At 61.1% G+C, this 18,462-nt stretch carries 19 protein-coding genes; 9 read left to right on the forward strand and 10 right to left on the reverse strand.

The features are described from left to right. The first annotated feature begins 10 nt into the window (after positions 1-10). A complete protein-coding gene (locus KYT97_RS08125; protein WP_033231518.1) occupies positions 11-616 on the forward strand; it encodes a TetR/AcrR family transcriptional regulator in 606 nt (201 codons plus the stop codon). Here KYT97_RS08125 and KYT97_RS08130 read toward each other — a convergent pair. After that, positions 601-1,794: an aminotransferase-like domain-containing protein gene (locus KYT97_RS08130; RefSeq protein ID WP_033231259.1), complete on the reverse strand. Its 1,194-nt coding sequence runs from the start codon at positions 1,792-1,794 to the stop codon at positions 601-603. The genes KYT97_RS08125 and KYT97_RS08130 overlap by 16 nt on opposite strands. 184 nt (positions 1,795-1,978) lie before the next feature. Continuing rightward, a complete protein-coding gene (locus KYT97_RS08135; protein ID WP_033231260.1) occupies positions 1,979-3,382 on the reverse strand; it encodes an NAD(P)H-quinone dehydrogenase in 1,404 nt (467 codons plus the stop codon). Positions 3,383-3,560: 178 nt separating this feature from the next. Between KYT97_RS08135 and KYT97_RS08140 the strand changes: the two genes are divergently transcribed. Continuing rightward, a complete protein-coding gene (locus KYT97_RS08140) occupies positions 3,561-4,031 on the forward strand; it encodes a gamma-glutamylcyclotransferase family protein (RefSeq protein WP_033231261.1) in 471 nt (156 codons plus the stop codon). 14 nt (positions 4,032-4,045) lie between these two features. On the opposite strand, the gene KYT97_RS08145 is transcribed toward KYT97_RS08140, so the two are convergent. From KYT97_RS08145 to KYT97_RS08160, 4 genes are read right to left on the reverse strand one after another with little or no spacing between them, the layout of a single operon-like run. Beyond that, positions 4,046-5,122 carry a hypothetical protein gene (locus tag KYT97_RS08145; protein WP_179300736.1) on the reverse strand — a complete coding sequence of 359 codons (1,077 nt, stop codon included), beginning with the start codon at positions 5,120-5,122 and terminating at the stop codon, positions 4,046-4,048. Positions 5,123-5,177: 55 nt separating this feature from the next. Continuing rightward, complete coding sequence (locus tag KYT97_RS08150) at positions 5,178-6,326, reverse strand: M20 family metallopeptidase (RefSeq protein ID WP_045070687.1); 1,149 nt, start codon at positions 6,324-6,326, stop codon at positions 5,178-5,180. After that, entirely contained in the window at positions 6,323-7,483 is a 1,161-nt protein-coding gene (locus tag KYT97_RS08155) for a M20 family metallopeptidase (protein WP_051730213.1), read from the reverse strand. Before KYT97_RS08155 ends, KYT97_RS08150 begins: the two co-directional genes overlap by 4 nt. Before the next feature lie 12 nt (positions 7,484-7,495). Next, positions 7,496-8,194, reverse strand: a complete 699-nt coding sequence (locus tag KYT97_RS08160) for an enoyl-CoA hydratase-related protein (RefSeq protein ID WP_033231264.1) — start codon at positions 8,192-8,194, stop codon at positions 7,496-7,498. Positions 8,195-8,261: 67 nt separating this feature from the next. Between KYT97_RS08160 and KYT97_RS08165 the strand changes: the two genes are divergently transcribed. Next, positions 8,262-9,047 (forward strand): purine-nucleoside phosphorylase, encoded by a 786-nt coding sequence (locus KYT97_RS08165; protein ID WP_033231520.1) that lies wholly within the window; start codon positions 8,262-8,264, stop codon positions 9,045-9,047. Between the two features lie 158 nt (positions 9,048-9,205). Then, positions 9,206-10,651 carry a phospho-sugar mutase gene (locus KYT97_RS08170; protein ID WP_245006153.1) on the forward strand — a complete coding sequence of 482 codons (1,446 nt, stop codon included), beginning with the start codon at positions 9,206-9,208 and terminating at the stop codon, positions 10,649-10,651. Position 10,652: 1 nt separating this feature from the next. Here KYT97_RS08170 and upp read toward each other — a convergent pair whose 3' ends face one another. Then, positions 10,653-11,276 carry a uracil phosphoribosyltransferase gene (upp, locus tag KYT97_RS08175; RefSeq protein ID WP_033231521.1) on the reverse strand — a complete coding sequence of 208 codons (624 nt, stop codon included), beginning with the start codon at positions 11,274-11,276 and terminating at the stop codon, positions 10,653-10,655. An 82-nt stretch (positions 11,277-11,358) separates the two neighbouring features. On the opposite strand from upp, the gene KYT97_RS08180 reads away from it, so the two are divergent. From KYT97_RS08180 to KYT97_RS08195, 4 genes are all read left to right on the forward strand, one after another. Continuing rightward, complete coding sequence (locus tag KYT97_RS08180; protein WP_219112030.1) at positions 11,359-11,673, forward strand: hypothetical protein; 315 nt, start codon at positions 11,359-11,361, stop codon at positions 11,671-11,673. Continuing rightward, positions 11,670-12,590 carry a C40 family peptidase gene (locus KYT97_RS08185; protein WP_219112031.1) on the forward strand — a complete coding sequence of 307 codons (921 nt, stop codon included), beginning with the start codon at positions 11,670-11,672 and terminating at the stop codon, positions 12,588-12,590. Before KYT97_RS08180 ends, KYT97_RS08185 begins: the two co-directional genes overlap by 4 nt. Positions 12,591-12,851: 261 nt before the next feature. Continuing rightward, positions 12,852-13,118 carry a hypothetical protein gene (locus KYT97_RS08190; RefSeq protein ID WP_219112032.1) on the forward strand — a complete coding sequence of 89 codons (267 nt, stop codon included), beginning with the start codon at positions 12,852-12,854 and terminating at the stop codon, positions 13,116-13,118. Positions 13,119-13,167: 49 nt separating this feature from the next. Next, positions 13,168-13,608 carry a hypothetical protein gene (locus tag KYT97_RS08195; protein WP_219112033.1) on the forward strand — a complete coding sequence of 147 codons (441 nt, stop codon included), beginning with the start codon at positions 13,168-13,170 and terminating at the stop codon, positions 13,606-13,608. Between the two features lie 563 nt (positions 13,609-14,171). Here the strand turns inward: KYT97_RS08195 and KYT97_RS08200 are convergent. Beyond that, on the reverse strand, positions 14,172-14,327 hold the full coding sequence (locus KYT97_RS08200; RefSeq protein WP_219112034.1) for a hypothetical protein: 156 nt from the start codon (positions 14,325-14,327) through the stop codon (positions 14,172-14,174). Positions 14,328-14,534: 207 nt separating this feature from the next. Here KYT97_RS08200 and KYT97_RS30860 point away from each other — a divergent pair, with 207 nt between their 5' ends. Continuing rightward, positions 14,535-15,272 (forward strand): hypothetical protein, encoded by a 738-nt coding sequence (locus tag KYT97_RS30860; protein ID WP_245006054.1) that lies wholly within the window; start codon positions 14,535-14,537, stop codon positions 15,270-15,272. A 600-nt stretch (positions 15,273-15,872) separates the two neighbouring features. Here KYT97_RS30860 and KYT97_RS08210 read toward each other — a convergent pair. Together KYT97_RS08210 and KYT97_RS08215 are read right to left on the reverse strand one after the other, a co-directional pair. Beyond that, complete coding sequence (locus KYT97_RS08210) at positions 15,873-16,838, reverse strand: hypothetical protein (protein WP_219112035.1); 966 nt, start codon at positions 16,836-16,838, stop codon at positions 15,873-15,875. Positions 16,839-17,398: 560 nt separating this feature from the next. After that, positions 17,399-18,376, reverse strand: coding sequence for a DUF6602 domain-containing protein (locus KYT97_RS08215; RefSeq protein WP_219112036.1), 978 nt, complete (start codon positions 18,374-18,376; stop codon positions 17,399-17,401). Positions 18,377-18,462 lie beyond the last annotated feature (86 nt).

The following is an 18,462-nucleotide window of genomic DNA, read 5'->3' on the forward strand; positions in this document are numbered from 1 at the left end:
ACTCGAGAACGTGACAACACCGGAAACGCCGCGCGGACCCGGTCGCCCCCGCGATACCGCCGTCGAAGAAGCAGTCCTTACCGCAACCATCGAATTGTTGACGGAATTCCCCAGCGCTGACGAGGTGACGATCGCCGCCATCACCACTCGGTCCGGAATTTCGCGCGCCGCAATCTATCGACGATGGTCGAGCCGCGAGGAACTCCTGGCGGCAGCGCTCGACAGCGTCCGATCCGAGGTGAAGACAACCTTCACCGGCGATCTCCGCGTCGACCTTGCCAATTCCTTTGCGGTCGGCATGGTCGACGTGACCGGCGCGTCCGGTGACCTGGTTCGTAAACGCATCGTTCTCGGATTGCAGAACGACAAGGTCCGCGAAGCCAGCTGGCAGCAACACGTCTCACGGCGCCGCGTCCACCTGACGGAAGCAATGTCCGAAGCGCAGGCCGCAGGCACCTTGGACTCCTCGGTGGACACGGATGTCCTGATCGACCTGATCGTGGGAATGTCCTACTACCAGTTTGTCGTCCGCGGACCGTCCACGGCCGACGGGGCCGACGATCGGGTCCGTGCCGCAATCGAATTGCTGTGGCGCGGAGTTCAACCCCGAGACTGAGCGGAAGCATCACGGAAGGCGTCGCACAGTTTCCGTGCGGCGTCTTCCAGCACTGTTTCCGGATACGTCGCAAAACACAGTCGGGCCGATAGGCTCAGGTCTGCGTCGACGCCGAATGCGGCACCGGGCACAAAGGCAACACCATGCTCGACGGCAACATCGAGAACCGCCGCAGTGTCTACGGGTTCAAGGCTCTCCATCCAACAGAACATGCCGCCGCGCACGGGCGAGAATCGTGCGCTGTCGCCGAAGCCGGCCTCCAAGGCACTGACAAGAGTCTTCGCGCGGTTGCCGTAGGACGCCCGCAACTTGTCCAGATGCGCGTCGAACCACGCGGTGTCCGAGAACAAGTCGGCCGCAATCTGTTGAGTGAGCGACGACCCGCACAGATCTGCACCCTGTTTGATCAATTCGACCGCTTCGCACACGCGCCGGTCACCGTGCAGCCAGCCGACACGCAGGGCAGGAGCCAGCACCTTGGACGCACTGGACAGCCGAATAACCCTGTCCGACAATGCTGCGACCGGAAGCGGCGGCGGACCGTCGAAGTACAGTTCCCCGTACGGGTCGTCCTCGAGTATCCAGAAGCCGTACGTATCGGCAAGTTTCGCGAGGTGTGCGCGACGTTCGAGCGAAAGAACGGACCCGCGCGGATTGTGAAAGTTACTCACGGTATGAACAACTTTCGGGCGAAGTCCACCCGCAAGCTTCGCTTCGAGAACGTCGGTATCCATGCCGTCCGCGTCGACCGGGACGGCGGCCAGGCTTGCCTGCGCAGTCCGAAAGACCTGCAGTGCGCCGGTATACGCCGGATCTTCCACAACAACGGTGTCACCGGCGTCGAGCAATACCTGAGCCAGCAAACTCAGGCCCTGTTGGGAACCATGCGTGACCACCACGTCGGACGATTCGAGTGTGCGGCCGATCTTGACGGATTCGCGGGCCGCAATGACCTCACGAAGGTGTCGCAACCCCGAGGTCTCACCGTACTGAACGGACGACGCATCACCGAGAGCGTCGGCAGCTGCCTGTGAAATGCGCTCTCGCGGAATGAAATTCGGATCCGGCAAGCCGCCGGCCAAACTGATCACGTCAGGGCGAGCAGTCAGGGTGAGCAGGTCACGGATTGCAGAACTACGGAGCCCACCCATACGAGCAGACAGCGCGGCGTGTTTCATAGAAACTCCCAGGCACGCAAAAAGAAAGATCAGAGGAAAAACACCCTGAGCCGCCGAGGGGTCTACGGGGCGGGGAGAGCGCCGTGGTACCGATCCATGATTCGACCGGTACCACGACTATCCCACCATCACGCCAATATGTGAAATCCAATTCTCAGATTTCGGGAAACCACATTACGGAAAATCAGTCGAGGTCGTCGTGACGCATGAGCTGACGCGCCGCCTCGGTGATCGAACCGGTCAGCGACGGGTACACCGAGAACGTCTGGGCCAGGTCGTTGACGCTCAGGTTGTTCTGCACGGCCATCGCGAGCGGCAGGATCAACTCGGATCCATTGGGCGCGACCACAACTCCGCCGATCACGACACCCGTTGCGGGACGGCAGAAGATCTTCACGAAGCCACGACGCAGTCCGGACATCTTGGCGCGCGGGTTGGTGTTGAGCGGCAGCATGACGGTACGAGCCGGAACTTCACCGTTGTCGATTGCAGCCTGCGTCACACCCACCGTTGCGATCTCGGGACGTGTGAACACCGCCGACGCCACCGTCTTCAACTTGATGGGGCTCACGCCTTCACCGAGTGCGTGGTACATCGCGATGCGGCCCTGCATGGCGGCCACGGATGCGAGCGGGAGCAGGCCAGTGCAGTCACCGGCAGCGTAGATACCCGACACCGCGGTGCGGGAGACGCGGTCGACGCGCAGGTAGCCGCCCTTGTCGAGCTCGATGCCGACCTTGTCGAGACCGAGTCCGTCGGTATTCGGAACCGAGCCGACTGTCATGAGGGCATGGCTGCCCTCGACCGTGCGGCCGTCGGAAAGCTTGACGATGATCCCGTCCTCGGTGCGCTCGACGGCATCGGCGCGCGCGTGCTTGACCAGGATCACGCCGCGCTCGGCCAACGCGTCTTCGAGCACGAGGGCCGCGTCGGCATCCTCGCCCGGGAGCACTCGGTCACGGCTGGACACCAGCGTCACCTTGACGCCCATCTCGGTGTACGCGGACACGAACTCGGCACCGGTCACACCGGAACCGACAACAACGAGGTGCGAGGGCAGCTCTTCCAAGTCGTAGAGCTGACGCCACGTCATGATGCGCTCACCGTCCGGTTCCGCGCCCGGGATGATGCGGGGGCTGGCGCCGGTCGCAATAAGGACTACGTCGGCAGCGATGGTGCGCTCCTCACCGTCGGCGAGGGTCGCCCGCACCTGGTGTGTCGCCAATCCGAGTTCCTGGTCCGTCAGTTCTGCGGTGCCGGAGAGGACCTCGACACCAACCGTCTGCAGTCGAGCGCGAATGTCCGAGGACTGGGACAGCGCAAGTGCCTTCACACGGGCGTGAATCTTGGGGAGCGATACCGACGCCTGCTCGGGATCGAGCGTGATTCCCAAATCGGATGCGCGACGCATGTCGGTGCGGATGCCGGTCGAGGCGATGAACGTCTTCGACGGCACACAGTCGAACAGGACACACGCGCCGCCGACGCCGTCCGAATCGACCAGGGTGACGGTTGCGCCGTGCTGGGCAGCAACCAGCGCTGCCTCATATCCGGCAGGTCCGCCGCCGATGATCACGATCCGGGTCATGTGTCCTCCAAGTCGTCAGGCGACCGGCAGGGGTCTCCCGCCAGTCCATATACCTCATGTACAGCACGCGTTGGTCACGCTATTGCAGCGATCGAGGTCGCGCAGTGCTTGTACCAGATTACTAGCGTCCGGTGGTCCGCTTCGCGTCACCCTCACACCACCGTTTAGGCTTGCGCCCGTGTCGATTTATGCTGCGTACGGTTCCAACATGCACCCCGAGCAGATGCTGTTGCGCTGCCCACACTCCCCCATGTCGGGAACTGGATGGTTGCGTGGCTGGCGCCTGACCTTCAGCGGCGAAGACCTCGGCTGGGAAGGCGCTCTCGCCACTGTGGTGGAGGACCCGGATTCCAGCGTTTTCGTAGTCCTCTACGACGTACCGGAAGAGGACGAGGTGAGCCTCGACCGCTGGGAAGGCGCCGAACTCGGACTGCACCGCAAGATCCGGGTACGTGTCGACACCACGGACGGCGCTGTTCTGGCCTGGCTCTATGTCATGGACGCCTACGAAGGTGGTCTTCCGTCCGCTCGCTACATCGGTGTGATGGCCGACGCAGCCGAGATCGCGGGCGCTCCGGCCGACTACGTCCGGGAACTGCGGACGCGAAACAGCCGGAACGTGGGTCCCGGAAACGGTTTGACCGACTAATCCAGATTGACCGACTAGAGCAGCAGGAAATAGGCCAGCACCGCAAGCGCGATGATCGCCGCTACGGCGGCAACTGTGATCACGATGCGCGTGGAGCCGGACTTGCCGGTCTCGGTCTCCGCCACCGACGTAGGTTCCGCCTCCGCAGTAGCCACCTGTGCCCCTTCGGCCGACACGGCAACCTTCGGGACGTTGTCGAATACTTCGGTGACGTCATGTGACGGCGGCAGTCCGATCGGCACGATCTTGTGCGACGTCGACGTGAAACCGGCTGCAAGAATTGCTGCACCGAGCGCTGCCGACTGTTCCGGACCAGGTCCGAGTTCACAACGGACATTGAGCTTTTCGGCGACCCCAACGGCAATGGCCGTCATCGCCGCCTTGTCGCCCGCCATGTCACCGTCGCCGGTCACGACAACGGCGTCGAGGTTTTCCGGCATCCATCCGAAGGCGCCGAGCGCCGTTGCAATTCGTGAACTCGGAGAGCTGCCGTCGCCGGCGAATCCGAATGCGCGGCCCGCGGCAACACCCGAACGCACCAGGGTGACAGCGGCTCCGGTGTCGTCGACGTGATAGATCCCGATGAGCGTTCCGGCCAGCGCGGCGATTTCCGATTCGAACCACGCCGACACGGCTTCGGCGTCCGATACCAAGGTGACCCGTTCGAGGCCCGCGTAGACCAGTGAATCGCGCAGGATCGCCGCCGTCGAGGAATCCCAGCGTGACGGGTACGTCGCCACGATGTCGGGCGCTCCGCCGTCCTTACCCCCACGATCGGGCAGCGGCTCGCATTCCTGTAGCAGACAGCGGATGGACGTTGCCACCAAATCTTCAGCGCGATAACGGGTATCAGCTGTTCCGGCAACACCGCTCGGATCGCCGACGCGGGCGACAAAACCCGTCCAGCTTTCCGTGAACTCGCGGCCGCCGCCCAACTCCGACTCGCCGCCGAGCACGGTGGTGCCGTCCTTGCGCTGATTGAGAACCGTATCGCGAACGATTACCACCGGATCAGCCGAACCTGGATCGTTCGACGCGACCACTGCCGTCGACACCACTGTGCCGATTCGCACTCCCACACCTATGGACATGCCCGTACCTTCACTCGAACCTTACGAAAAACGGTGCCCCCGACGGGAACCGGAACTAACCGAGAACGAGGCTTGTGAGAACTTTCACGCCCACACCGAGCGCGCGCTCGTCGAGATCGAATGTGGGTTGATGGATATCGAGTTGTTCACCTTCGCCGGACCACACACCCAACCTGGCCATAGCGCCAGGGACGGTCTCGAGGTACCACGAAAAGTCTTCTCCACCACCGGATTGTGGTGTGTCTGCCAAGGCATCCTGCCCAACGCTGGCGATGGCGTCCTCGAACATACGCGTCGAGATCTCGTCATTGACGACCGGCGGGACACCGCGGCGGTAGTTCAGTTGGTAGCGGACACCTGTCGGTGCGAGCAGTCCGTGCACGATCTCCTCCACAAGAGGTTCGAGCAGTTCCCATGTTTCGTGATCGCCCGTTCGGACCGTGCCCGTCATCATGCCGGTCTGCGGGATCGCGTTAGGTGCTTGACCGGCGCTGACCGCGCCCCACACCATGACAGTGCCGGTGCGCGGATCGATACGGCGGCTGAGCATTCCGGGCAAACCGGTGACAACAGTTCCGAGCGCGTAGATGAGATCAGTTGTCAGGTGAGGCCGCGACGTATGGCCTCCCGGCGAATCCAGAACCACTTCGACGGTATCGGCTGCGGACGTGATCGCGCCGAGTCTCACACCGACCTGACCCGCTTCCAGGCGCGGATCACAATGCAGAGCAAAGATTCTCGAAACACCGTCGAGTGCACCGGCCGCGATGACGTCGAGCGCACCGCCCGGCATCACTTCTTCGGCAGGCTGGAAGATCAACCGAACTCCGACCGGAAGTTCCGGCAACGACGCCAAGGCCACGCCAACGCCCAACAGGATCGTGGTGTGCGCGTCGTGCCCACAAGCGTGGGAAACACCAGGGACCGTGGACGAGTACGTGGCACCCGTCGCCTCCTGCATCGGCAGTGCATCCATGTCGGCGCGCAGGGCAATGCGGGGTCCGTCCGGACCGATATCGCACGTCAACCCCGTGCCGCCGGGAAGCACCTTCGGTGAAAGTCCAGCTTCGATGAGCCGCGTCGCGACAAATTCCGTTGTCGCGTACTCATGGCGCGCCAATTCGGGGTTGGCGTGAATGTGCCGTCGCCACGCGACCAGATCGTCGGTATGCGCGTGAATCCAAGTATCGATTGCCGCGTTCACCGGCGATCTACTCCTTCCAACAGACGGGCGCGTTCCGAAGGATCGGACGCTACCCGGACAGCAGTGCGAGCCAAGGCTATTGCGCCGTCTACAACGGCGCGATCAGCAGATTCCGTGACACACGCAGCAGCGAACTCCGGCTGATGTGTCACTGCCCCAGCTGAATCCAAACCGATCACAGGATGAATTCCAGGAATCACGTTGGTGACATTACCCATGTCGGTACTTCCGAGCGGACGAGAACGCTCCCATTCAGGTGCCAACGGCACCCGGCCCAGGTCCAGGATCTGTTCGCGGTACACATCAGCGAGCCACGGATCAGGCGTCAATTCGGTGTAGGTCGGAGATACGGTGCGGATCTCGTGAGTGCAACCGGTGCCAAGAGCGCCGGCTGCAAAACAGGCATTCGACCGCTCCGACAGATTGGCCAACGACGCTGCGGTCTCCGCCCGCAAGTAATACAACAGCTCCGAACGCGCCGGCACGATGTTGGGGGCGGTTCCACCGTCACTGACGATGCCGTGAATCTGCTGACCGGGGAGCAGGTGCTGGCGCAACAACCCCACTGCCACCTGAGCCAGGGTTGCCGCGTCGGCGGCATTGAGTCCGAACTCCGGGGCGGCGGACGCGTGAGCCTCCCGTCCGTGGTAGCTGACGGCGATATCGGCCAAGGCCAGCGACGTCGCACCGATGATGTCGATCGGGCCAGGGTGAACCATCATCGCGGCGCCGACGCCGTCGAACGCCCCGCGCTCGAGCATCAGCACTTTGCCGCCACCGGTTTCCTCGGCCGGAGTTCCGATCACCCGAACAGTGATGCCGAGTTGGTCCGCCACAGACGCCAAGGCGATACCGGCACCTACCGCCGCCGCAGCGATGATGTTGTGCCCACAGGCGTGGCCGATGTCCGGAAGAGCGTCGTACTCGGCGCAGATCGCGATGACCAGCTCTCCGCTGCCGTACGTCGCATCGAACGCCGTGGGTAGATCGACCAGACCGCGAGTGATCGCGAAGCCGTGCTGCTCCAGCAGTTCGGACACCTTGGCGCTGCTGCGGAATTCCTCGAATGCAAGCTCCGGATCACCGTGAATCGAATGCGACAGCGCAATCAGATCGGTCTCCACAGACCTGACTACGCCGTCGACTTCATGATTCACCGAATCATTGTCTCACCCGAACGAGAAGTTGCTCTTGTCAGTCACCCGTCCAAGATCAACCAACAGGTCTCGATGAATCCCGGCCTTGATTCCGGCCAGGTTCGGTCCGTGTGTCGCGGTGAGCGCAGCGGCCTTGGCCACCGCGGTCGCGAGCACCGAATCACCCTCGACGGTTTCCTGGACAATTCCGGCAGACAGTGCGTCGGCGCCACCGAATCGGCGCCCGGTGGTCATTGCCTCCACGGCCGCTTGCTTGGGGAGTCTGCTGTTCAGCAGGGCCGACATGCCAACGGTGAACGGCATGTTCAGGCTCACCTCTGGCAGGCAGTAGAAACCGCGGTCGGCGCGCATGATCTGGAAGTCGTGCGACGTCGCGAGCATCGCGCCCGCTCCGAAGGCGTGGCCACCGATCGCCGCGACCGTCGCCATCGGGAATGTCAGCAAGCGGGTGTACAGCGTGTGTACCTTGTCGAGGTACCCGGGAAGACCGTCGATGTTGGCAAAGATCCACGTGGTGTCCAGGCCGTTCGTGTAGAACTTGCCCGTCGCCGTGGTGACCAGGGCAGCCGGCCCCTCGTGCGCTTCGACCTCGTCGAGTGCGCTGTGCACCGAGTCGATCCAATCAGGGGTGAAACGGTTCTCGTTGTCAGTTTCACCCTCGTTTCCGAGGTACAGGATGAATACGTCGCCGTCGCGTTCGAGATAAGGCATGAAGGGCAGCGTAATGGCCGGTAGGTCATCCGACGAACCGACCCGACTCGTCAGTAAGGTAACGCACATGGGAACGATCGCCGAAGCCGCCGCTGCCGCTCTGTCCGCCATGACCGGAAGCGCGCCGCCCTCCGTCGCCGTAGTCCTCGGTTCAGGGTGGACCGACGCTGCCGACCAGTTCGGTGAGCCCACCGCCGAGGTGTCGATGGCCGACCTACCTGGCTTCGCTCCGCCGTCGGCTCTCGGCCACGCCGGAAGGATCCGAACCGTCACCGTCGGCGATACCCAGGTTCTGTTGCTTCTCGGACGCACCCACGCGTACGAAGGCCATGAACTCAGCTCCGTGGTCCATCCCGTTCGCACCGCCATCGCAGCGGGCGCGGACACCGTGATCCTCACCAATGCCGCCGGCGGTATCCGCGAGGACTACGCCGTCGGTCAGCCGGTCCTGATCAGTGACCACCTCAACCTGACGGCCCGCTCGCCGTTGGTGGGCGCGGAATTCGTCGATCTCGTCGACGCCTACTCCCCCGAACTTCGAGCACTCGCTCGCTCCATCGACCCCGAACTCACCGAAGGCGTATACGCCGGGCTACCCGGGCCCCATTACGAAACGCCTGCCGAAATCCGGATGCTGCGCACCCTCGGCGCCGATCTCGTAGGCATGTCGACGGTCCACGAGACCATCGCGGCTCGCGCTCTGGGCGCACGGGTGTTGGGCATCTCGATGGTCACCAATCTTGCCGCGGGCATCACCGGCGCACCACTCGATCATCAGGAAGTACTCGCGGCAGGCAAGGCGTCCGCGACCCGAGTGGGAACGCTGCTGCGCCAACTGGTCCGCGAACTGTGATCCTGGCGGCGCAGGAGTGGATCAACTCCGATCCCGACCCGGCCACCAGGCGCGAACTCGCATCGCTCTCCGAACATGAACTGGCCGAACGTTTTTCCGCTCCACTGACATTCGGCACGGCGGGGTTGCGCGGACCGGTGCGAGGCGGCCCCAACGGGATGAACGTAGCTGTTGTCATCCGCACCACCGCCGGACTCGCAGCGTGGCTGAACGCGCACGGCCACAGCGGCTCTCACATCGTTGTCGGCCGCGACGCCCGCCATGGTTCCGAAGCATTTGCCACTGCCGGCGCCGAGGTTCTGGCCGCCGCCGGATTCGAGGTCACTCTTCTCCCCCACCCGCTACCGACACCGGTGCTCGCATTTGCCGTTCGGGCACTCGGCGCCAGCGCCGGAATCCAGATCACCGCGTCGCACAACCCCGCCGCGGACAACGGCTACAAGGTGTACCTCGACGGTGGATCCCAACTGGTCTCACCGGCGGATCGCGAGATCGAAAGCGCGATCGCGAAGGTCGGCGGCGCGTCGAGCATTGCCAGAACTCCGGTGACGCCGGTGGGCAACTCCGTGATCGAAAACTACGTACGACGCGTCGCAACGCTTCCACACGGGCAAGCCCGCAACATTCGCATCGCACTGACACCGCTACACGGCGTGGGCGGAGATACCGCACTGGCCGCGTTGCACGCTGCCGGTTTCACCGACGTCCACGTAGTCTCCGGGCAATTCGATCCCGATCCCGATTTCCCGACTGTCGCCTTTCCCAATCCGGAAGAGCCGGGCGCTGCCGATGCGCTCCTCGCGCTGGCCGACACCGTAAGCGCTGATCTCGCGATAGCTCTCGATCCGGACGCCGACCGCTGCGCCGTCGGCGTACGCGACGGCCACGGGTGGCGGATGCTCCGCGGAGACGAGACCGGCGTGTTGCTTGCCGACCACGTACTTTCCACGACTCCGCCGAATTCGCTGGTAGCGACCACCATCGTGTCGTCCACTCTGCTCTCGAAACTGGCTCCCACTCGCGGCGCCCGGTTCGCGTGCACCCTCACCGGGTTCAAATGGCTGACCCGAGCAGGCGACGGCCTTGTCTACGCCTACGAAGAGGCGATCGGCCACTGCGTCGACCCCGACGCCGTCCGAGACAAGGACGGAATCTCGGCCGCCGTCCTGGTCGCCGATCTGGTTGCCACTCTTGCCGACACCGGCCGAACCGTGCTGGATGTGCTCGACGACTACGCCCTCGAATTCGGCTACCACCACGGGGACCAAGTTTCCCGCAGAGTCGACGACGTTGCCGACATCGCCACGATCATGGACCGCGTTCGGAGCAATCCACCGCACGAAATCTGCGGCGAGGCAGTTGCTTTCGAAGATCTGGCTGCTTTCGAGGATCTGGGGACGGTCGATTCGCCACTGCGCACCGACGCGGTGGTCTTCACCGGCGCGACGACGCGCATCGTCGTCCGCCCGTCCGGCACCGAGCCCAAGCTCAAGTGTTATCTCGAGGTCGTGATTCCGGTAGCGAACCGCAGCGAACTCGCCGGCGCCCAGGCAGCAGCGAAGACCCGGACAAGACAACTCCGGGCCTTCGCAGAAAATTTGTAGGCTAGCGCGGTCCGAACTGCCGATCGCCCGCGTCGCCGAGGCCCGGCACGATGAAAGCGTTCTCGTCCAAGCCGTCGTCGATGCTCGCCAGAACCAGGCGAACCGGGTGGCCGGACTCCGCAAGCGCGTCGACACCACGCGGTGCCGCGACAACACACACCGCTGTCACGTCGGTTGCTCCGCGCGCAACGAGCAGGTCGATCGTGTGAACCATCGATCCACCGGTTGCCAGCATCGGATCGAGTACGAATACCGGGATTCCGGAGAGATCAGCCGGGAGCGATTCGAGGTACGGAACGGGCGCGTGGGTCTTCTCGTCGCGCGCCATTCCCACAAAGCCGACACCAGCCGACGGGATCAACGCACTGGCCTGCTCGACCATGCCCAGACCGGCGCGCAGCACCGGGACCAGCAACGGCGGCTTGGCCAGACGAATTCCCGTTGTCGCTGCCACCGGCGTGTCGACGGGGAACTCTTCGATCTCGGCGTCGCGCATTGCCTCGTACACGAGCATGTGCGTGAGCCGACGCAGAGCCGACCGGAATGTCGCATTGTCGCTGCGTGCATCACGCATTGTCGTCAGGAGTGCCGCTGCCAGCGGATGGTCGACTACGTGCGTTTGCATGACCATGAGGATAGTTCCTCGGGAACCGAGCGGCCCCGGGCGGCGTCCAAGAAAGGAGTAAGCGCAACGGGGGGAAGAGAAGTTGGACAATTTTCTAGCTCACACAGAAGACATCACAGACTTCGGTTCACGCTTGGCCGTCGTCGCCGACACCGTGGCCCGCGCCCAGGCCGACGCGGCCCGTCACGATCACACTGCGCTCGGCGCAGTCCTGGGATTGATTGCGGAGGACTTCGTCCGAGTCACCGGCGAAGCCCAACAGACTCACATCGACGATCTCGGCCGTCTTGCCACCGTTGTGTCCAGTGCCGCAGCCGCCACACACAGCGTCCGCGACCTGTACGTGGGCACAGACGAGTTGGTTCGCAGCACCATCGTCGAAGCGGCGCGGACATGATCCCCGTCGAGGTCCTTGCCCGGCCGATCATCGACCTGGTGGCAACCCTTGGTTCTGGCGTCACCGACTCGAACGGACCCGAAGTCGGACTCCGCATCGCGTCGGACGTACTGGAGATCGCCTACCAACTGGGTACCGCTGCACTGGGGGAACTGTCCGGCGGCGGAACATCCACCGCGGGCATGAGCGCCGCGACAACAATGACCGAACAGACCCAAGCGGCAACTCGAACACTCACCGATAAAGGCACCGACATCGCCGGAATTGTCGACGAGGCCACCATGACGGTGTCCGCCGGGATCAACGAACTGAACGGCATCTTGCAGTCGTTTCTCGGGATCGCTGCCAAAGCCGGTCCGGCCCTACTGACGCCGCCGGGCCAATTGATGCTCGTTGCAGCTGCATTCGACCATCTTGGGCAGGCAATATCCGTCGTCGAGAGAATGCGCGGCGATCTCTCCGGGTCCACCGACAAGATGTCCGCTCTGGTGCCGTCAGTCCCGCTGCCGGATCCCGCGCCCGGGGTCACCAACCCGGAATCGGGAACCGGTTCTGCTGCCAGTACCGGCAGTGCTGGTAGTACCGGCAGTGCGGCAGGATTGCAGATCGACCTGCCAGACGGTTCTGTTGCGACTGCCCCCAACGCCGAAGCCGCTGCAGCGGTGCGCAACGCACTCACCCAGCAAGGAGTGCCATACGAGTGGGGCGGCACCTCACCTGGAGTTGGCCTCGACTGCAGTGGTTTGACGCAATGGGCCTACGGACAAGCGGGCGTCGATATTCCGCGCCTTGCCCAGGAACAAGGCATCGGCAGCCCCGTCGATCAGTCCGAACTTCTGCCGGGCGACCTCGCAGTCTGGGACGGCCACGTTGCCATGGTGATCGGCAACGGCCAGATGGTCGAAGCTAAGTGTTGATACAGGTATCAATGCGAAAATTCCCCTACCAGCACACTTATACCGTACGTCTGGTTTGATCTGTGAATGAAACGAACCTTCGCGGCTTTGGCTATTCCGGCCGCTCTACTACTGACATCATGTTCAAGCTCGGACACAAAGTCTGCTGAACTTGCCTCATCCTCAACTGTCGCCGTCACGACAACCAGTAAGACCTCGACTCAAGCGCCCCTGGCGACACAAGCTCCGGCGTCTGCAACGACAGCGAAGGCGGCGGGAGCGATGCCCGCTCACTTCTGCAGTTTCACCCACTACTCAGGTGCGACCTACTACGTCCAATATCTATACGGTCAGTCAGGTAGCGCCAGCAATCTCGGAATCTGCGCGGCAGGGAAGCCGTTGACTCAGGAAGAATTTATCGATCTCGACCTAACACGCGAATGCGTTCTATCGGACGACCAATCCATCAAGCAGAAACAGGGAATCGTGTTCTACTACTCGGATGGAAGCGCTGCGGGAGTTGCCGCGATTCAGGACTTCTGTGGATAGCAAAAGGCTCGCCTGACGATATATCACGTCCGTCTGGTTTGATCTGGACATGAAGATGATCCTTACCGCGGCTGCGGCCCTTGGCTTCGCCATCGCCATCGGCGGCTGCTCGGAAGCGCCGAATAATGAGTTTGAAGCGCGGTCGGGAGATCAGGAATATGACCAAACGGTGGGGATGGCCAGCGACCTCAGAGCAGCAGGCGAGCCCTGCGTGGACTTCTCAATCAACGACGTTGCAACGTACGCCAGAGAGTCTGCAACTTGCACTCTCGATGGCCACGAAGTGATTCTGTCTATCTTTGAGTCCACTGAAGACCAGGCGGCGAACGTTCAGAACTTCGCAGATATAAACGAGCCGGTACGTATGGAGTACGGACTTCTTGTTGGATCCAAGTGGATGATCAACTGCGGCGACACGACCACGTCCGAGACCTGTGTGAATCTTCAGGCGAAGCTGGGTGGCGAGCTCGTCAAGCCGAATTACGGCTAATCGCAAGGCGGAATTTCTGATGCCCGCTTGGCCCACCGATCGGCCTGCGGCATTGCGCCGGCGCAGGGCGGCGTCCGCACAGTCTCATCACAGGCCTTGCAGTAGTGCGTCCGATGTCCACCGTTCTCGGCCGTTACGCAGCCGCAGACTTCCCAGCCGACGAGGCAGGTGTTGGCTTCGAACCTGTGCCCGTTAGGGCAGCGATCGGGTGCAGCTTCGACGGACATACCCAAGGTTTCGCACACACGTTCGAACTCTGCTATCGTCGGTCACGCGGGGTCCGGAGGGTAAGGGAAGACCAGCCGGCCCCCGCAAATCACGTAAGGCATCTGCCTGCCAGGCCACGTCGCCTGCCATACCTCGGGTGTATTCCGGACGGGCCACCACGCATCATGATCGGCGCGGGATTCCCGTAGTTCATCCAAAGTGCAGCCGAGTACCGCGCACGTATCGATCTCTTCGTAGGTGGCGTCCATACCGATTGGACGCGGCTTGCACTTCCCCTGGTTCCCTCAACGCAAAAATGGCCCCACCCTCGCGATGAGGATGGGGCCACTCGTATGTCAGTCTTTCGCCGGCGGCGGCGTGTAGATCGCCTCGGGCTTCTTCATGATGATGAGTTCGGCGTCGGGTGCGTCTTTCCATCGGTACGCCCACGAGCCGTCTGGGAGTAGGACGGTGCCGGGTTGACCCTCGTCTGGGTCGGGTTCGAATGCCATGGCGACGAGTATCTCAGGCAGGGTCGTGTGAACTGTGCCACGAACGGTTTACGGTTCAACCGCTTTGGGCGATATGGGTATTGGCTCCCCGGAATGTTCCCCCCGACCTTTCCGGTGGGCCACTTCGGCTTGCCGGGCTGGATACACAAACCCCCAGCCTGGCAAGCTTCAGATCGTTCCGATCTGACCGTCTGGTATCTATTGCTGATGAAACGAATCCTGCTCGCAATCGCGATCCCGGCCACCCTGCTGCTGGCGTCGTGCTCGGGCGATAAAGGGCCGGTGGCCGCCGCCCCGATAACGTCTACCACCCCACTCGCCACCTCATCGAAAGCGGACACCTCCACGGCGGCCGGACAAGCATCCGACGCTCGCTGCGCCCCGGCGACTGCAGAGCTGACATTCCTCGTCAGCTCAGGACTGTCGAAGGACGGTTTCGAGCTGACAAATGGAACTGTGATCACCGAGGGCGGATTGACGTTTTACGGGGCGACGACGGTAGACAGTGGCGGAAAGATGGAGAACAGGTCCGACGTGTGGGTCATCAAGGACAACCTTGTTTACTCCTCATCGGGTGGTGCCCGCAATACGACAATCTGGACCAAAGCAAGTGATGCACCGTTGAAGATTTCCGCGGGCGATGAGCGAGTCAAGGCCGTTGACCAGTGCGTCGTAAACATCACTACCGGCAAGAACTCTGCACCCACGACAGAAAGCCCCGCATCTGTAGCTGTGACCACTCCACCCGCTGTCATAATTCCCGAGTCGACCGTTCCAGTGGTTACGCCGCAAGCCCCGATCGGTTTCACGGGTGCGCCCAATGGTGCGCCCGCTCCCCTATCTGGCAAGACTGTCGCGTACTGCATGGACGGCCCTAGCTATCAGCCCGGCACGACCGCGTTCACGGACGGCACGACTGGCTGGACCCAAGAGTGCGCGAGCTAGTTCCTGAACGCACAAAACGCCCCGCACCCGAATCTCGGGGCGGGGCATTATGACGCTTTTTAGTTCGCGAGCAGATTGGAGATTAAATCGTCAGTTCCTCATATGCCGATCGAGTGCGCTTCAAGCACATGAGAACCGTGAACACCAAATGAAGACCGACCATTGCTAAAATTCCCGACCACCACCGGTTAATTCCGCCACCCCATGTATCGGAAACTGGTGCCTCGCCGGTCGCAGCCACAACGCTCACCAACGTTGTAATCAGACCAACCAAGACTGCATAGGTGACATTCGAAAATAGCTCATCGAGAAGGGTAGTAAGATGCCCTCCTCGCGTGACTCTTGGATCGTTTGCGACCTGCAATCTCAGCTGAAACACATAGATTACGAGAGCAAATAATAGGCCGGTGAGAATGGAGACGCCCGCGATTACCGCACTCACACCCTTGACATGAACATTAACAGCAACAAGGACTCCCCCTAATATTAAGGGGAGTCCATACATTACGAATATGTCAACTCTATTTAGGCGGTCACTCCCTGAATGACGAAGGGTGTGAAAATGATCAGAAACCGTTGCCGTAACATTCAGTTTCGTACTCATGAACTATCTCCCCATCTTCGACTAATCTCCTCGGTCGACCAGGTCCCAACCGACTGAGTATAATCCCAATCTACACCCAACCGTCCGAAAATGTCATCTGCCTCCTCCAAGCAGTATTTCAGAATCGCCGCTTCGCTCATAGCCACCTCTTTCGCGTCGGTTAGCTTATAACTTACCCCTGCGCTTTTTTCTTTACCCAGCACGAAGGACTTCGACACCCCGCCTGAGCCCACCCTAACGACTACTTCGTCTGGTTGTTCGTTATTCGGAAAGCCAAGTAAGGAGCCTTCGTCCAACTGCCTCGCCTTAAGCTTATTCCAAATCTCAGCCGGTAGATATTTACTGCCCTGGCGCGGGGAAAGCGAATGCTGCAGATCGCCAACAATTTTCGGATTGTTCTTGTCGGCGGCATCCGAGCTGTAATTATGAAGCGTCGCAGTCACCTTCTCCAGTTGTGCATTTTTTAGCCATAGATCGCCTTCAACCAAGGTTTCAGGCCTAAATGTAAATTGGTTATATTTCGCTTGGAACGCTGTTTTGAACAGGTCTACTAACCTTGAAGTTCCTCCGACGCCAGCAGCCTTTTCTGTAAACAAGAGCGCTGCGGTGCCTTTCTTGGGGACGACTAGAACTGCATGTGTCGTCACAGTATTGGCATGATCTTTTCCGTATGTCGAAGCAACTGTCCCAGTCTTGACGTCTCTAACCTCCCCCTCTTCGCCAAACCTTCCAGGGGCCGTAACAATGCAGATCGTTCGACCAAACGGCGTCAATTTTTCAATTTTGTTATATCGCTCGTGATCATCCTCTATTAAAGCGTCATCCTTAAGTGAATTCGCAAACGAATAGAAGAAGTGGAGTAGATCGTCGTTATCGGGGAGCTTGGCGACATCCAACCATTTGCTTCGGGTATTCCTCTTTTGGTACGACAGTCTCGTCACGGTCATGGTACGACGTGGCACTTTTGATCCTCTTCTTGGAGATGGTGCACTGACTCTATAAGACACCGAATCCTTGCAGTGACGTATCCGAGATTTTCGCCGTTGAACTTCCTAGTGTCAGTGCCGCAGTCGCCGGAGGGTTAAGGTAGGTCCAGTGCGAATGGCCTGGAGTCTTCAGTCATCTTGACTAGATTCGCCGCTGAAAAATCCCCGGCACCTAGGCCGGCTTCAACTGGGGGCAGCCGGGGTTGAGCCTTTCCCTGTACTAGGGCATCCGATCTCCAGTCTTCCCCTATAGGTTCACGACGATTGAGTCCCATCTGGACACCGGAAGTCGCAGCCAATGTCGAGATCAGGACTTTTGCCACTTATTTGCACAGAGTCCTAAATAGGCTCGAAAGCGATTCAGCCGTGGATCTGTGAGGACTGGCCACGAGGGGCAGTTCGGCGCCGGATAGAGGCTAATCCGTGTTTGTACTCAACGCAGACGATGCAAAGCAGACCCCAGCCTCGCGGAGGTTGGGGTCTGCTTGCTGAGCTCAAGCGCGTCAGATGCGGGGCATAGTGGCACTTTGGGTGAGTCAGGAGTAGCAAGCCCGCCAATCGTGGTCACTGTCAATTCGATCCTCAAGTCGCGACGCAACTTCAGCGCTGAGCGCGACGTGGAGTGGGTACTCAAGCAAACGGCCACTTCCGGACCCTGACGTTCCGGTGACGCGCAGTCCGTCTGCTATCGGATTAATGGATGGATCGTTGAGTGCCAGCTTTCCGAGGAGAGCGGCTATCAGAACTGATATGGGTGGCATCTGGTCGCCATCAGAACCATCGCCTAGAGGCGCCGAGCGAACAAGCCCGCTCTTGACTGCTGGCCGTATCTCGATTCCTGCAGCTTTGGCGTTCCGTGCCATCGTTTTAGTAAACGTCATCGTCACGCGGTCCCAGCAATTCAGGTTAGCCACACACACGAGGTCGAGACCTAACCGTGGCCCTGAGTCGACATCGGTATCAATCAGAATCTCTGAAATCTTGTCTTCAACTACTTTGGCGTCGGATTTCCAGGCATGCGCGTGCGCCAACACCCCATAGAAGACTGGCGGAACGACTTCGCTTCGGAGGGTCGAAGAGCGAACTTTCATTCCTCGCCGTAGTAGTCGAGCTGCTTCAGCTGCTTCTAAAAGTCCGGCACGGTCGAGCGTTCGTTTGGTGCTGAAGGCGGCAGCCACGCCGGACGCGAGCACGGTCGTCCGATCACGGAGGGCCTGAGGATAGGACGGATGGAAGACAACTATGTCGGTTTCTCGGGTCTTCCTCACATCTCCTTCTTCGAGCAAGAGGTATTTCCGATAACCGATTGAGTAGTTGGGTGGCAGCCATTGACCTAACACCCGCCCCCAGGCGGTTTCGGCGTGGTGCCCAACCTCCTGTGTCGCAGCAGTTCCGCGCTCTTCGAACTCTTGTCTACTCCGCTCATAGTCCCGTTCGATCTCGGTCGACACTTCTGCGAGCCATTCGAAATGCTCATGCGATCGTGGCTCTTCCGCGCGACCTGTACTCGTCATGCCACAGACTCTAGCCGCGCTGCATAAATAGACAATTCGGATTCTCAGCAAGCTCGATAATGTTGCCCCGCGCTCGGATCACCAGG

Source organism: Rhodococcus globerulus (assembly GCF_019334125.1).
Taxonomy (GTDB): domain Bacteria; phylum Actinomycetota; class Actinomycetes; order Mycobacteriales; family Mycobacteriaceae; genus Rhodococcus_F; species Rhodococcus_F globerula.